General features: G+C 72.9%; 9 protein-coding genes. 1 reads left to right on the forward strand and 8 read right to left on the reverse strand.

Annotated features, from left to right (window positions below; translation table 11 throughout):
• Window positions 1–27: 27 nt before the first annotated feature.
• The 7 genes from WMF33_RS23140 to WMF33_RS23170 form a co-directional block, all read right to left on the reverse strand.
• Complete coding sequence (locus WMF33_RS23140) at window positions 28–1,173, reverse strand: hypothetical protein (protein WP_437339150.1); 1,146 nt, start codon at window positions 1,171–1,173, stop codon at window positions 28–30.
• A gap of 145 nt (window positions 1,174–1,318) precedes the next feature.
• Complete coding sequence (locus WMF33_RS23145) at window positions 1,319–2,569, reverse strand: hypothetical protein (RefSeq protein WP_437339151.1); 1,251 nt, start codon at window positions 2,567–2,569, stop codon at window positions 1,319–1,321.
• Window positions 2,566–3,927, reverse strand: coding sequence for an RNA polymerase sigma factor (locus WMF33_RS23150; protein WP_437339152.1), 1,362 nt, complete (start codon window positions 3,925–3,927; stop codon window positions 2,566–2,568). Before WMF33_RS23150 ends, WMF33_RS23145 begins: the two co-directional genes overlap by 4 nt.
• 183 nt (window positions 3,928–4,110) lie before the next feature.
• Entirely contained in the window at window positions 4,111–4,998 is an 888-nt protein-coding gene (locus WMF33_RS23155) for a hypothetical protein (protein WP_437339153.1), read from the reverse strand.
• A gap of 528 nt (window positions 4,999–5,526) precedes the next feature.
• Window positions 5,527–10,254, reverse strand: a complete 4,728-nt coding sequence (locus tag WMF33_RS23160; protein ID WP_437339154.1) for a tetratricopeptide repeat protein — start codon at window positions 10,252–10,254, stop codon at window positions 5,527–5,529.
• A gap of 154 nt (window positions 10,255–10,408) precedes the next feature.
• Window positions 10,409–11,002 (reverse strand): Uma2 family endonuclease, encoded by a 594-nt coding sequence (locus tag WMF33_RS23165; protein WP_437339155.1) that lies wholly within the window; start codon window positions 11,000–11,002, stop codon window positions 10,409–10,411.
• Window positions 11,003–11,099: 97 nt separating this feature from the next.
• Window positions 11,100–11,564: a hypothetical protein gene (locus WMF33_RS23170; RefSeq protein WP_437339156.1), complete on the reverse strand. Its 465-nt coding sequence runs from the start codon at window positions 11,562–11,564 to the stop codon at window positions 11,100–11,102.
• A 224-nt stretch (window positions 11,565–11,788) separates the two neighbouring features.
• Between WMF33_RS23170 and WMF33_RS23175 the strand changes: the two genes are divergently transcribed.
• Window positions 11,789–12,277: a type II toxin-antitoxin system RatA family toxin gene (locus tag WMF33_RS23175; RefSeq protein WP_437339157.1), complete on the forward strand. Its 489-nt coding sequence runs from the start codon at window positions 11,789–11,791 to the stop codon at window positions 12,275–12,277.
• A 78-nt stretch (window positions 12,278–12,355) separates the two neighbouring features.
• Here the strand turns inward: WMF33_RS23175 and traA are convergent, their stop codons facing one another.
• A complete protein-coding gene (gene traA / locus WMF33_RS23180; RefSeq protein WP_437339158.1) occupies window positions 12,356–13,648 on the reverse strand; it encodes an outer membrane exchange protein TraA family protein in 1,293 nt (430 codons plus the stop codon).
• Window positions 13,649–13,793 lie beyond the last annotated feature (145 nt).

Below are 13,793 nucleotides of genomic sequence, written 5' to 3' on the forward strand. Positions count from 1 at the left end.
CTAGTCCGGTCACCCGATGGATCGAGCCTATGCGAGGCAGCAGAAGGTCGACGGTTCTGCCGGCAGCAGCTCGCCCGTCGGCTCGCCGCCGCTCGGCGCGCAGGCGCCGGGATCCACGGCGACGACCTCCGCCGACTTGCTGCCGAGCGCGACGCCGGGCGGCGTGACCCCGCAGAACGGCGTCGTCGAGCTCACGACGGCGGAGACGAGCGTCGCCGTGCAGGCGCCGTCGCTGTAGACCGACGCCATGATCGTGCACGACGCGCCCTCCGGCGCCCCGCAGGCGCACTCGGAGCAGCCGCGCGTGTCCTCGGCGCCGCCGTAGAAGACGTGCCTGTCCAGATAAGGGCTCTCGCAGGTCACGTCGCCCTCGTGGAAGATGCACGTCAGGAAGCCGCCGGGCGGCGGTACCCCGGGCTCGCCAGGCGACGGCATGCAGGTGCTCCGGTCGTCCGGGCACTCGGTGTAGGCACCGGGCAGGCAGGCGAGCGCCCAGGTCTGCCACGGGTCCTCGCGCGTCGGCGGCGGGGGCTCGTCCACCCTGGGCGTGCACGCGGCGGTCACCAGCACGGTCGGCGCGTCGACCGAGAGCGACTGCACGCACGGCTGTCCGCCGCAGTCCTGGCCCGCGGGGATCGCGTTCGTCGCGGTGCAGGCGCCGTCCCAACCGTCGGGCGCCGCGAAGGTGGTCTCGACGCTGCCGGGGCCGCCGGCGGTACACGCCGCGGCCGTGTGCGCCGACCAGCCCAGCGGGAGCTCGCACGAGGCCGACGCCGGCGGGTCGCAGAGGCAGGCCGCGCAGGCGAGCGGGGCTGGCGCCAGGTCGGCGAAGCCCTGGTAGCCGACGTTCGGCGCCTCGGCGGGGCAGTTGGGCGCCTGGTCCGGCGGGCCGTACCAGAGGAGCGCCGGGCCGAACCAGCCGAGGGGCGCCGGCGGGATGCAGTCGCCGGCGCAGGCGCTCTCGTCGCCGCCGCCGGTCCCGCCGGCGCCGGTCCCGCCGCCGGAGCCTCCGCCCCCATCACCGCCGTCGCCCGCATCCCCGGTGCCCGCTTCGGGGTACGGGCATGCTGGAGAGCCGTATTCACTGGGCTGACAGGGCCCGTAGATGGTCGGATCGCCGGCGCAGCCCGGCAACACGAGGAGCCCTGCCATCAACAACGGGTAGATCCGCATGCGTGGCAAGGTACCCCATACCGCTCCACGCAGACAACGACCACCTCTCGTGACGGTCGTAGTCATCCGCGAGCTCGTCATTACAAATTCGAACATATTTTTCTCATCAATCCTCACGGATCTGGGTCCCGTCTCGCAGGTCCGCTCAGTAGCTGGCCGTAACCCCCAGCCCGAAAGCGGCGCCGAGCGGCGGAGACGTCCAGTAGAGCGGCGCTGGCGTCACGCCATGGTCCACCTGACGCCTGAGCCGCGCTTCTTCCACGATCCCGATCGCCTCGGCGTGGACATGCGCAGACCACCTGTCCGATAGCCGCCACGCGCTGCCGAGCCGCGCCCCTATCCCGAACAGGGCCTTGCTGCGCACACGCAGGTCCCACGGCTCTTCCGGGGCGAATCGGACGGCGCCGAGCGTCGCGAGCCCGCAGCCGAACAGGTGGCGACCGCGAAGGCAGGCGACGGTGGCTGCCGTGAAGGCCGTTGTCCCGAGGGGCACGCCCTCGACCTCCTTCGCCAGCGAGACGAGCCCCCGCCCCTCCACGGCGACCGACCAGTCGGACCAGCGCGCGCCGATGGCCAGGGTCGTCCCGGCCGCGACCCCCGGCGTGATCCCCAGTCCGACGGTCGCCCCGAGCCCCGCCTCGATCCGCAACGGCTCGGAAGCACCAGCCGGCGCGCCCTTATCGGAGGAGGTAGGCAGCGCCGGCGCAGCCCGTCCGGACGGCGCCGGCGCCGTGCGCGCCGTCTGCGGGGGCGGCGAGGCCCTCGGCGGCCCCTCCGGGGCCTGCGCATGCCCGGAGGGCGCCTGCGGGGCCTGCGCCCCTTGCGCAGACGGCATAGGCCCGGGCGCCCCCTGCGGCGCCTGCGCAGGCGGCATCGGCCCGGGCGCCCCCGGCGCCTGCGCACCTCCACGCGGCGAAGCCTCACGCGACCCTCGCTCCGGCATGCTCAGGAGCTGCGCTGCGACAGCGAGCCCCACGCCGGCGACGAGCACCTCGCAGGCTCTGCTGGTGCTGAACCCGTCGGCCCACCGGGTCTTCCCCTCGCTGTCGCGCAGCGCCAGGGAGGCGACGAGCTCGGTCCCCTGGCGCTCGATCGTGGCCGAGATCAGGAGCGGAGCATCGTCCCGGAACGGATCGGCGCCGACCACCCGCGCCACCTCCGCGCGCAGGAACGACGCGTCAGGGCAGCGTTCGGCGCCCCGACCGCGCACGTACTCGAGGCGCGCCGCCCTCGGACGCGGCTCCGGCTCGGCGTGAGCTGCCTCGATGGAGAGCAGGTACGCGGCCCCGAGGGCGGTGGCACCGGCGAGCGCCGCGCGCCGGACATGGCGTCGAGGCCTCGAGGCGCCGTGCGCGGGCCGCGCCCGCCGCGCCCGTCCGTCGTGGGGCCGGCTCATCGCGGCGGCTCCGCGCTCGCCGCGCCCTCGGCAGAGCCGGCCAGGCGCGCCTGCGCGAGCTCCCGGAACCGCTCGCGCACCGACCTCAGACGGCCGCTCGGGAACCGCTGCTCGTGCAGGGCGAGCTGCTGGAGCGCCCCGGCGGGATCGCCGGCGGAGAGCATCGCCTGCGCCGCGTCGAGCACCCGGTACTCCTCGACGAACGAGTCTTCCCGAGCGCTCATCGACGGCGCTGGACGCGGCGTGACGTCACGCGCTGGAGGCGGCGCCACGGCGCGCCGGGAGGTCACGTCGGGCGCCGCCGCGGTGGGCTGCGGAGCCGGCGTCTCCCGCGGCGCCACCTCCATGGCGCGGGCGCTGCGCGCGCGGAGCAGCTCGGCCAGAGGCGCGCCGAAGCGGTCAGCCCAGAGCGGTCGCGGCGGCGCGAGCGCCAGCAGCAAGGCCACGGCGTATCCAGCGCTCGCCGCGGTCCACCGGAGCGCGGGTCTCACCTGGGCCAGCCGGGCGAGCCAGCCCGCGAGCCCCGCTGGCGCAGATGCCGGCGGCGGCAGCGCAGGGGGTGCCGGCGGCGCCAGCGCAGGGGGTGCCGGCGGCGCCAGCGCAGGGGGTGCCGGCGGCGCCAGCGCGGCGTCAGGCAGCGCGGCTTCGGGCGATGCGGCCTCAGGAAGCGCGGGCGCAGGCGGCGCAGCCTCGGGAAGCGCCGGCGCGGTCGTTCCGGCGTGCTCGCGCGCGAGAAACGCAGACGCCAGCGGAAACCCGAGCCAGCAGCCGCGGAGCGCGTCTCGCTGCTCCGGGCGCAGCCGCTGGACGGCAGCGCGGTAGTCCGCGCGGGCGAGGCGCAGCCGGCTCGTGGCGGTGTTGTAGTTGATGCCGAGATCGCGCGCGATCTCGGCGAGCGGCACCTCGTACGCCTCGTGCAGGACCAGGATGAGCCGCCGCTCCGGGGCCAGCGTCCAGAGCAGGTCGATCGCGAGCTCCAGCCGCTCTCGCGCCACGGCGCGCTGCTCGCTGAGCGGCGCGGGATCGACCGCTTCGGAGCACCACGCGGGCACAAGGCCATGCGCCAGCTCGCGGCGGCGACGGGCGCGACCCAGGTAGCGGCCGACCTTCCGCCAGGCGATCCCGAACACCCACCGCGCCTCGGCGCTGCGGTGCTGAGCTCGGTCTCCCCGGCGCGCGGGATCGCCGGCGACGCCCACCTCGGTCTGGGGCGGATGCCAGCTGGGCTGGGGTGGCTGCCAGTTGGGATCGAAGCGATCCAGGGTCTTGTACGCCGTGAGGAGGACCTCCTGGAGGAGGTCGTCGATGTCGGGCTCGGCCACGCCCAGGAGCCGGAACACGCCGGGGAGCGTTTCCACTGCGGCTGTATGAAGGGCGTTCCAGGTGCGATCGCGGGAGGTGCCGGCGGGTGGCGAGAGAGGTGCGCTCATACCCCTTTCATTGCGGGGGGCTCTCCGGACCCGTTTGTGTTTCGCCGGCGCGCGTCCGCCGGCGCGCGTCCGCCGCCGCCGGCGCGCGGCGCGGTGGGGGTAAAGCGCGGTTTACGGCGACGGCGGGCTGGCGGGCCGGTCGACGGCCCCGCCGCTGCCTCCCCCGTCGGCGTCCTCGCTGCCGTCGTCTTCGGCCTCGATCTCTTCGCTGTCGTCCTCGGCGGCGGAGCTCGACAGGCGGGACAGGAGCTTCGGAGTCACGTCCTCGAACGCGTCGCCGTGGAAGTAATAGGCGATCTTCCGGAGGTCCGCGTACCGGCGGACCAGGAGGGTCCAGAGCCGGTCGCGCATCTTCTCGGCCTCGCCGCGCTGCTTGGCCGCGGGCCGGCGGGCGCCCTCGGGGGTGAGGGTGTCGAGCAGCCACTCGCTCGCTTCCCGCAGCAGATTGAGCTCTTCCTGGGTGAAGGGGTGCTTTCCGCGGAGCGCGGCCGCGTGCTCCTCGTACAGGTGGGCGAGCGCCATGCCGTCGCTGGCGAGGTCGTATTTGCCGCTGCCGGCGCGGATCTCGGCCACCACGTCCTTCGGCAGGAGGCCGCGCTTGGCCAGCGTCTCGGCGAGCGTGAGCATCGGCTCGCGGAGCTCGATGACGAGCTTCAGCTTTGCGTCGATCTCACGAGTGCTCGCGGCCTTCGCCGTGACGCGCGTGGCGGCGAAGACCAGGGCACGGCCGAGGTCCGGCAGCGCGAGCACGTCATCGAGCGGCAGCTCGGGAAGGGCCTTGCGGATGCGCGCCGGGTCGGCGCAGGCGGCCTGGACGCCGCGCTTCACGTTGGCGAAGGCGATCCGCACGTCCGCGCGGCAGATCTCGACGTCGCGCTCCGGGAGATCGGCGGCCAGCGGGGCGAAGCGCTGATAGCAGGCGCGGTAGGTTGCGTGTGCCGTGGGAGTCGCGGTGGGCGACTTCCCGGTGGGGGGTTGTTGGGTCTTGGCTTTGGCCATCTTGGGAACGTAGATCCGAGCGAGCGGGGCCGTGGGGGCAGATCGGCGCCGGATGTGTGCTCGGACGGGGAGGAGCGCAGGAGTTCGACGCGACGGGGGTGGGGCTGCGATGGGAGGCGCGTAGGCTGGCCGCGGAGCCTGGGGCGGGTGTGGATGGGGTCACGTAGTGTCATTTTGCAGGCAGATCTGTAAACGGCGGGACACACGTAGTGTCATTTTGCAGGCAGGTCTGTAAACGGCGGGACACACGTAGTGTCATTTCGCAGGCAGGTCTGTATGCGGAGGGGCGCACGTAGTGTCACTTGGCAGGGCCTGGGGGCGGCGCTCGGGCATGCGTGGTGTCACCCGGCACGGCGACGAGGCTCGAAGAGCGCCTATCCGCGCAGCGCGACGTTGGGCACCCAGTCCGAAGCGCAGGCGGCTGAGGAGAGGCGCGCGGAGCGGGGCGAGGCCGGCCGCGTCGGACGGGCCGAGACCACGGCGGCACGGCCGAGGAGATCGGCCGGGGGCACGGGGGGGAGATGCAGGCTAGAGCGGTTGCTGCATCAGCGCACGTAACTGCGGCAGCATGGGATGGTTCGGTACCTGCTCGGCAAGGACCTGCAGGGCGTGCTGAACAAGGCCGCCGGCCTCTTCCTGCTGGCCGAGGCGAAAAAGCAGCATGGCGAGCGCCGCCTCGGTCTCGGCCGAGTGGTACTGGTCTAGGGTGCCGAAGCACTTCTTCTCGATGGCCAAAACGCGGCGATATTGCTCCGCTGCCTGATCGAGCTCGCCCTCGGCCTCCAGCACTCGTGCCAACCCGTGCAGCGACGCTGCCACGGAGGGGTGGTCCTCCGTGCCGTGCGCCTTGGCCTGGATCCCCAGCGAGCGCTCCAGCGCCTTTCGCGCTCCCGCAAGGTCGCCCTGCGCCCTCAGCACGCCGCCCAGCTCGTGCAGCGACGTGGCCACGTTCGGGTGCTCCTCCGTCCCGTGCACCTTGGCCTGGATCGCCAGCGAGCGCTCCAGCGCCTTTCGCGCTCCCGCAAGGTCGCCCTGCGCCCTCAACACGCCGCCCAGCTCGTGCAGCGACGCGGCCACCGACGGGTGCTCCTCCGTGCCGTACACCTTGGCCTTGATCGCCAGCGAGCGCTCCAGCGCCTCTCGCGCTCCCGCAAGATCGTCCTGCGCCCTCAGCACGCCGCCCAACGCGTGCAGCGACACGGCCACCGACGGGTGCTCCTCCGTGCCGTACACCTTGGCCTTGATCGCCAGCGAGCGCTCCAGCGCCTTTCGCGCTCCCGCAAGATCGCCCTGCGCCCTCAGCACGCTGCCCAGCTCGTGCAGCGACACGGCCACCGACGGGTGCTCCTCCGTGCCGTGCACCTTGGCATCGATCGCCAGCGAGCGCTCCAGCGCCTTTCGTGCTCCCGCAAGGTCGCCCTGCGCCCTCAGCACGCGGCCCAGCTCGTGCAGCGACGCGGCCACCGACGGGTGCTCCTCCGTCCCGTGCACCTTGGCCTTGATCGCCAGCGAGCGCTCCAGCGCCTTTCGTGCTCCCGCAAGGTCGCCCTGCGCCATCAGCACGCCGCCCAGCGCGTGCAGCGACGCGGCCACCGACGGGTGCTCCTCCGTGCCGTACACCTTGGCCTTGATCGCCAGCGAGCGCTCCAGCGCCTCTCGCGCTCCCGCAAGATCGTCCTGCGCCCTCAGCACGCCGCCCAACGCGTGCAGCGACGCGGCCACCGACGGGTGCTCCTCCGTGCCGTACACCTTGGCCTTGATCGCCAGCGAGCGCTCCAGCGCCTTTCGCGCTCCCGCAAGGTCGCCCTGCGCCCTCAGCACGCTGCCCAGCTCGTGCAGCGACACGGCCACCGACGGGTGCTCCTCCGTGCCGTACACCTTGGCATCGATCGCCAGCGAGCGCTCCAGCGCCTTTCGTGCTCCCGCAAGGTCGCCCTGCGCCCTCAGCACGCGGCCCAGCTCGTGCAACGACGCGGCCACCTCGGGGTGCTCCTCCGTGCCGTGCACCTTGGCATCGATCGCCAGCGAGCGCTCCAGCGCCTTTCGTGCTCCCGCAAGGTCGCCCTGCGCCATCAGCACGCTGCCCAGCTCGTGCAGCGACGCGGCCACCTCGGGGTGCTCCTCCGTGCCGTGCACCTCGGCTTGGATCGCCAGCGAGCGCTCCAGCGCCTTTCGTGCTCCCGCAAGGTCGCCCTGCGCCATCAGCACGCCGCCCAGCGCGTGCAGCGACGCGGCCACCTCGGGGTGCTCCTCCGTGCCGTGCACCTCGGCCTTGATCGCTAGCGAGCGCTCCAGCGCCTTTCGCGCTCCCGCAAGGTCGCCCTGCGCCATCAGCACACCGCCCAGCGCGTGCAGCGACGCGGTCACCGACGGGTGCTCCTCCGTGCCGTGCACCTCGGCTTGGATCGCCAGCGAGCGCTCCAGCGCCTTTCGCGCTCCCGCAAGGTCGCCCTGCGCCCTCAGCACGCCGCCCAGCTCGTGCAGCGACGCGGCCACCGACGGGTGCTCCTCCGTGCCGTGCACCTTGGCCTGGATTGCCAGCGAGCGCTCCAGCGCCTTTCGCGCTCCCGCAAAGTCGCCCTGCGCCCTCAGCACGCCGCCCAGCTCGTTCAGCGACGTGGCCACCTCGGGGTGCTCCTCCGTGCCGTGCGCACGGATGAGAAGCGCATGGCCCCGTTGGATGCGCTCTCCGGCGCGAGCCGGAGCCCGCCCCGCCTTGAACTCGGCGTAGCCAAGCCACCGCTGCCCGAAGGCCGACTCCGGCAACGCCTCCACATGACGCTCGGCCAGCCGGAGGTTATGGGCGTAGAGACCCGCATTGTAGAGCGCTGCGTCAATGCGGCGCGCGAGGCGCTCCGCGCGCGCCACATGCCTGCCCCGCAGCGCATGCTCCCACGCCGCCTCCGTGCGCTCGAGCCACGTCACGCCCGACGTTGCCTTCTCTGCCAGCGCTTCCCAGGCCTCGGCCGCCACTTCATGCCACCGCGCGGCATCGTCCGCCTTGAACTGCGGCTCGACGAGCGGATTCACCCGGTACGCTCGCACGCCATCAAGCTCGCCCACCTCCAGGAGACCCCAGCTCGCCAGCACGCCCAGATCCCGGTCAAGGTCGACGGCGAGCCCCTCGGCGAGCGCCGCGAAAGCGTCCTTTGGCACCGCGTCCTCGAAGACGCGCGCACGCTTCACGAACTCGAGCGCCGGCTCGCCAAAGGCCGCCCGGGCCTGCTCGTAGGCCATGTGGCGCAAGAACAGCTCCGCCAGCTCGGCGTGCTTGTTCTCGCTCGCCTCGTCGCCCGGCGCCCAGACCGGCAGCTTCGCCGACGCGCTGGCAGCGACGGCGGCGAGCTCCTCGTCCGTCTTGCCCGCCAGCAGCGCGCGCGCCCACGCAAGGACGCGCGCGTTGCGCCCCAGCCGGTCGGCCAGGTCGTGCCAGCCCTCGAGCGATACGTTGGCGAGCTCATTCGACGCCCGCCCGCGCATCCAGAGCTTTCTCACGGCCGCTTCGTCGAGAGCGCCGACCGGCACGAAGGCGAGCGCCCGCTCGTTCGCCCACGGCACCCGAAACTCGGCCGTCGACGTGATCAAGAGCTTCGGCTTGCCCGTCGCGCAGGTGGGCAGCAGCGCCTCCAGCAGCGCGGCCGCCTCGGGCTTCACCAGCCAGGGACCACTCGTGCCTCGATCCAGGTTTTGCTCGAAGTCGTCGAGCACGATAACGATAGGCCTCCTGCGCCAGTGCTCCATCAGGCGCCGCACGCGCTGGAACACCCGCTCCTCCGTGCGGGCGAGCAGCTTCTCCGCGGTCCCGTCCCCTCCCCCAACGGCAACAGCCTCCTGGAACGCATCGAGCACGGCGCGCTCGTCGATCGCGCCGTGCACGACCACCACGCCGAGCTCCGGCGTGTGCTGCTTGGCGCGCTCGATGGCCCGGCCCACCACGCACGACTTGCCGACGCCCTTCATCCCGAAGACGCAGGCCCCTGCCACATCGCGTGCACCGCTCCTCTGGAGATCTTGCCCGCGAACGATGACGCGGAGCAGCCGCTGCACGAGGCGCCGCCGGCCCACGAAGCCCGTCTCGAGCACGCGCATGCGGCTGCCCAGGAACCTGTAGACCTCGTCGCGATCGACGCGTTCGCTCAGCGGCTCGGCGCGATCGTCGACGCGGAATCCAGCCGCGGAGCCGCTGACGAGGTGCAGCGTTCCCCAGGCATGCGCCGGCGCGGGCGTGCGCTCCTCCTCGCGGCGCATCTGCTCGCGGGCGCGATACATGGCCTCGACCGGCGTCTTGCCGGCGCCGATCTGCTCGTACAGCACCGACGCGGCCAGCATGGCGATCCCGTCGCCGACCGGACGCGTCCAGCCGACCACGTTGGGCACGCCCGCCGCCACGAGCTCCGCCGCGAAGCTCGCGACCGAGCCGCGGACCTCGGCGCTGTTGCAGCACGAGACCATCACGAGCTCCGGCATCGCCTTCGCCCGCTCCAGCACCTCGATGAGCTCCGCCGGCTCGACGTCGCGCCGGGCCCCGAACGCGTCCTCCAGGACGAGCCGCGGTCCGCCCGGCGTCTGCACCCCGTGGCCGCTCAGGTGCACGACGTCGAAGCGCTCGAGGAGCAACACGTCGCGGAGCTCCTCCAGCGTGCCCCCCTCGACGACGCGCAACCGAGCGCGGCGCCGCTCGGCCATGGGCGCGATCGCGGCGAGCAGCTCCTCTTCTTCCCGCTCGAAGTCGAACTCGGGCCGGGCATCGTGAGGAGAGAACGCCATGAACGCGATGCGCAGGCCGCCGCCCTCCAGCACGCGAGGAGCGGCGAGGTCCTGCGGACCGAGCTGCAGGACGACCGTGAGCGGCGGCGCGCCGCGGCGGCGCGTCTCCGCGAACGGCAGGAGCTCCCACCGCATCCACGTCGCGGGGTGCGCGCGCAGCGCGTCGCGGTCGTCGCTCCGCGCGCGCACGACGAGATCGAGCCGGCGGCGCTCGGCGTCCGCCCGCGCGATGCGCTGCCCGAGGGCGCGCTCGGGGCGGTCGAGCAGCTCGACAAGGGCGGCGCTCAGGGCCGCGCGGGTCTCGACGATCGCGACGCTCTCGCGCTGGCTTTCGGCGCGGCTTACCGCCTCGGCCAGGCGGCGGAGGTGCGCGATTTCCTCGGGGGGAACGGCCTTGTTCCTGGACCCGGGCGCCTCGGTCCAGCTCAGGATCAAGGCGCCCCCCGGATCCAGCCGGAGGTCGACCATCGCGGGCAGCGACCTGGACATTCGCGGTATCGTACGCGACGGGGGATGCACGGTGAAGGGCGCGGTCGGGGCGCTGGTCCTCGACGCCCCCCGCAACATCGGCCGGCCGCGCAATGACGTTCAGAGCATGCGGCTCATCCAGCCGACCGTTGGGAGCTCATCGTGATTCACGAAGTCACCCCTCCGCCTCCGGCGCGGCCTGGGCGAGCGGATCTCGGTACGCGTCGTCGACCGACAGGGTGCACCCGATCGCCTGGAGCTCCGCCCCCTTCCCAGCACGCGCCTCCCGGAGCGTCCACGAGCCATCCTCGTTGCGGTGGAACACCTCGATGCGCGGCTCGTGCTGCGAGACGAGCACGTATTCCCGGAGCGAGGGGATACACCGGCAGTGCGCGAACTTCTGCCCCCGGTCGTACGCCTCCGAGCTGTCGGAGAGGACCTCGATCAGGACGATCGGGTTGAGCGCAGCGTCCGTGTCCTCGGGATCGCGCTCGAGCCTGCCGCAAACGACGCTGACGTCCGGGTACGTGGAGAGCCCCGTCGCCTGCACCCGGACGCGCAGGTCCGAGGAATAGACCACGCAGGGCCGCCCGCGGAGGTGCGCCCGGAGCTCGGCGCCGACGCTCAGGCACAGGCGCGCATGCTCGGGCGTCCCGCCGACCATCGCGAAGATTTCGCCGTTCAGGAACTCGTGCTTCGTCGGGCTCGCCCGCTCCTGGTCGAGATACTCCGCGTACGTCCAGATGATCTTGCGAGCCGGCTCGTTCATGGTCCTGCCGAGGATGGCACGCGGGCTCCTCCAAGAGCCAACGGTGCCGTGAGCCTCCTCCGAGGGGCAGGTCTCGTCGCGCTGCCCCCCGGCGAGTTCACTTCGGCTGCGCGGCCCGCATCGCCTGCTGCTCCTCCTGCTGGTTCCGATACGCCTCGATCACGGCGTAGGCCGCCGCGGCCCCCACCCACGCGCGGCCCTGGGGCTGCGCGGCCGGGGGCGCGGCCGTCGGGGGCGGCGCGGCAGCGGGAGGTGGCGCGGCAGCAGGAAGCGGCGGGGCACCGGGAGGCGGCGCGGCCGGCGCCACTCCGGCCGGCGGCGGCGCGGCGTAAGGGCCGGCCGGAGCCTGCACCGGCTCGCACACGCAGCCCGCCACGGCGCGGTCCACGAGCACGAAGGCGGACATCCGCATCCCGAGCGAGTAACAGGAGCTGGCGCAGTGGGTCGGCCCGCGCTCGGCGGACTCGAGCTCGGCGGCCGTCTGATACCCCCGGTTGCAGCCGCTCAGCGCAAACGCCGCAGCAGCCACGACAACAAGCACGAACACCGATCGGTATCCCATGCGAGGCGGACTACCTGGCTCCCCGCGAGACGTCAACGAGGCGGCGCGCACCACACCGGCAGCCAATCACGGCTCGATGAGCGCGTGAATGCGCTGCTCATCCCCGGAGGAGCCCAGATAACTCAGCGCCATCGAGCGCGCACGAGCCGGAAGTGCAGCGCGCACGAGCCGGAAGCGCAGCGCGCCCTCGCCACCGCTCTCCCCGCGGCCCTATCCTGAGCGCCATGCCCACGATCCAGAGCACCGCCGAGATCGACGCCGCTCCCGACGAGCTCTTCGCGCTGTCCCAGGACTACGATCTCCGGCTCGAGTGGGACCCGTTCCTCCGCGAGATGCGCTACCGCGACGGCGCGACCGAGCCCGCCGTCGGCGTGCGGGTGTGGGTGCGGGCGAAGAACGGGCTGTCGATGGAGGCCCGCTACATCACCCTGAACCCGCCGGAGCAGGTGGCCATCACCATGGTCGACGGGCCGGGGATCTTCCGCCAGTTCTCGGGCGCGTGGCTCTTCAAGGCGCTGTCGCCGCGGCGGACCCGCGTCACCTTCCGCTACAACTTCACGGCGCGCCCGCGGGTCCTCGCCCCGGTGCTGGAGCCGGTCCTGGCGGCCGTGCTGAGGCGCGACATCGAGCAGCGCCTCGCCGGGCTCAAGCAGAGCGCCGAGACGACGGACATCCTGCAGCGCCTGCCGCGGCGCGGCCCGGCGGCCGCCTGACGCCGCGGCGAGGCGGCGCTGCCGGAGAGGAGGCCGCGCCGCCGGAGCTCAGCGCGAGGCGCGCTCCGTGGACGCGCTCTACCGCGAGGCCGCCCGCGTGCGGCGAGCGCGCGCGCGAGCGAGCGCGAGCCCGACCCCCGCGAGCGCCAAGGCGAGCCCGCCGCCCGGCCGCCGCTCGCCGCCGACCCCGCAGCCGCCGCCATCGTCCACCGGACCCGGGTTGGGCGCCGCGCCGCCGCCGCCCCCGCCGTCCCCGCCCGCGCCGCCCGCGCCCGGCTCGGACGGGTCCGCGACACAGGCGTGCGCCTCGAGGTCGCAGACCTCGCCGTCGCCGCAGTCCGCGTCGCTCGCGCACGCCACGCACTCCGGCGTCCCATCCACCAGGGCGCAGCGCGGCGTCTCGCCGCGGCACGGGCTGCAGGAGGGCCCGCAGAAGCCGTCGACGGCGCACGGCGCGCACAGCGCGGCGCTGTTGCAGTAGGCGCCCGCCGCGCAGCCGGTCGCCTCTCCAGCCTTGTCGACGAGCTCGCGGCTGCACTGCGCACAGGAGGCCTCGTCCGGGTTCGCGTCGCCGCCCGACAAGGCCTGATAGAGCGACGCCGGCTCGATGATGGCGAAGCCGGACTCCTCGAGGCTCACGCTGCCAGTCTCTCCGGCGCCGAGCTGAAAATCCTCGAACTCGCCGACCAGCAGAGACACCTCGAGCGCCGAATGCTCGGCGATGCCGGCGTAGAGGACCTCGACCGGATACAGGCCCTCCTTCGCGAACGTGACGGTGTTCGTCATGCGCCAGGTGGTGAGGCCGAGCTTGAGGGGCTGCGCCAGCACCGGATAGGCGGTCTGCTCCGCGTCGTAGAGCACCAGGGCCACGGCGTCGTCGGCGAAGATGCCGAAGTGGACCGGCTGATCGACGTGCTCGGGCGACACGGCCAGGTAGCCGCGCAGGCGCATGCCGAACGACACGTTGGGCTCGTTCGACTCGAAATCGCATCCTCCCTCCGAACAGTCGGGGACCGCGTTGACGAAATCGCCGAAGCTCCACTCGTTCCCGGCGGCGTAGTTGTTCGAGAAATCGAGCGGCGCGCTCACCACGAAGCTCTCGATATCGGCATCAGGTTGCCCCGCATCGAAGAACGCGGTCATCTTCTCGATGAAACCCTCGGCCGTGGCCGGCGAGACGTAGAAGTCGCTCTCCGGGTCGGCCGATATCCTGTGCGCGCCGCACAGGCCGGCGCCCTTCTCGGCGGGGAGCGGAGCGACCGGATCTCCGGTGATGCTCACCGGCTCGGCGCTCGCGGAGCCCGAGGCTCCGAGCGCGAGGGAGAGGGCGATGACGGAGGAGACGGTAAGGGAGGAAGGTCGGGCGGACATGTACGCTCCTTGCGAAGAAGGGAGTGCAGCCGGCGCAGCCGGCGCAACCGGTCGCGGAAGCTGCGTGGATGCTGGTCGACATCACCTGAAGGCGACCGCGAAATGGTACACGGGCGCCCCGGCCTCCGACCACCAAACGGGGAAA

This window comes from Sorangium sp. So ce394 (assembly GCF_051474665.1).
Taxonomy (GTDB): Bacteria; Myxococcota_A; Polyangia; order Polyangiales; family Polyangiaceae; genus Sorangium; species Sorangium cellulosum_D.

Excerpts from the sequence above, each read along its gene's own strand:
- WMF33_RS23145 (WP_437339151.1), bottom strand. The coding sequence starts at position 2,569 with ATGAGCCGGCCCCACGACGGACGGGCGCGGCGGGCGCGGCCCGCGCAC.
- WMF33_RS23165 (WP_437339155.1), bottom strand. The coding sequence starts at position 11,002 with ATGAACGAGCCGGCTCGCAAGATCATCTGGACGTACGCGGAGTATCTC.
- traA (WP_437339158.1), bottom strand. The coding sequence starts at position 13,648 with ATGTCCGCCCGACCTTCCTCCCTTACCGTCTCCTCCGTCATCGCCCTC.
- WMF33_RS23140 (WP_437339150.1), bottom strand. The coding sequence starts at position 1,173 with ATGCGGATCTACCCGTTGTTGATGGCAGGGCTCCTCGTGTTGCCGGGC.
- WMF33_RS23160 (WP_437339154.1), bottom strand. The coding sequence starts at position 10,254 with ATGTCCAGGTCGCTGCCCGCGATGGTCGACCTCCGGCTGGATCCGGGG.
- WMF33_RS23175 (WP_437339157.1), top strand. The coding sequence starts at position 11,789 with ATGCCCACGATCCAGAGCACCGCCGAGATCGACGCCGCTCCCGACGAG.
- WMF33_RS23155 (WP_437339153.1), bottom strand. The coding sequence starts at position 4,998 with ATGGCCAAAGCCAAGACCCAACAACCCCCCACCGGGAAGTCGCCCACC.
- WMF33_RS23170 (WP_437339156.1), bottom strand. The coding sequence starts at position 11,564 with ATGGGATACCGATCGGTGTTCGTGCTTGTTGTCGTGGCTGCTGCGGCG.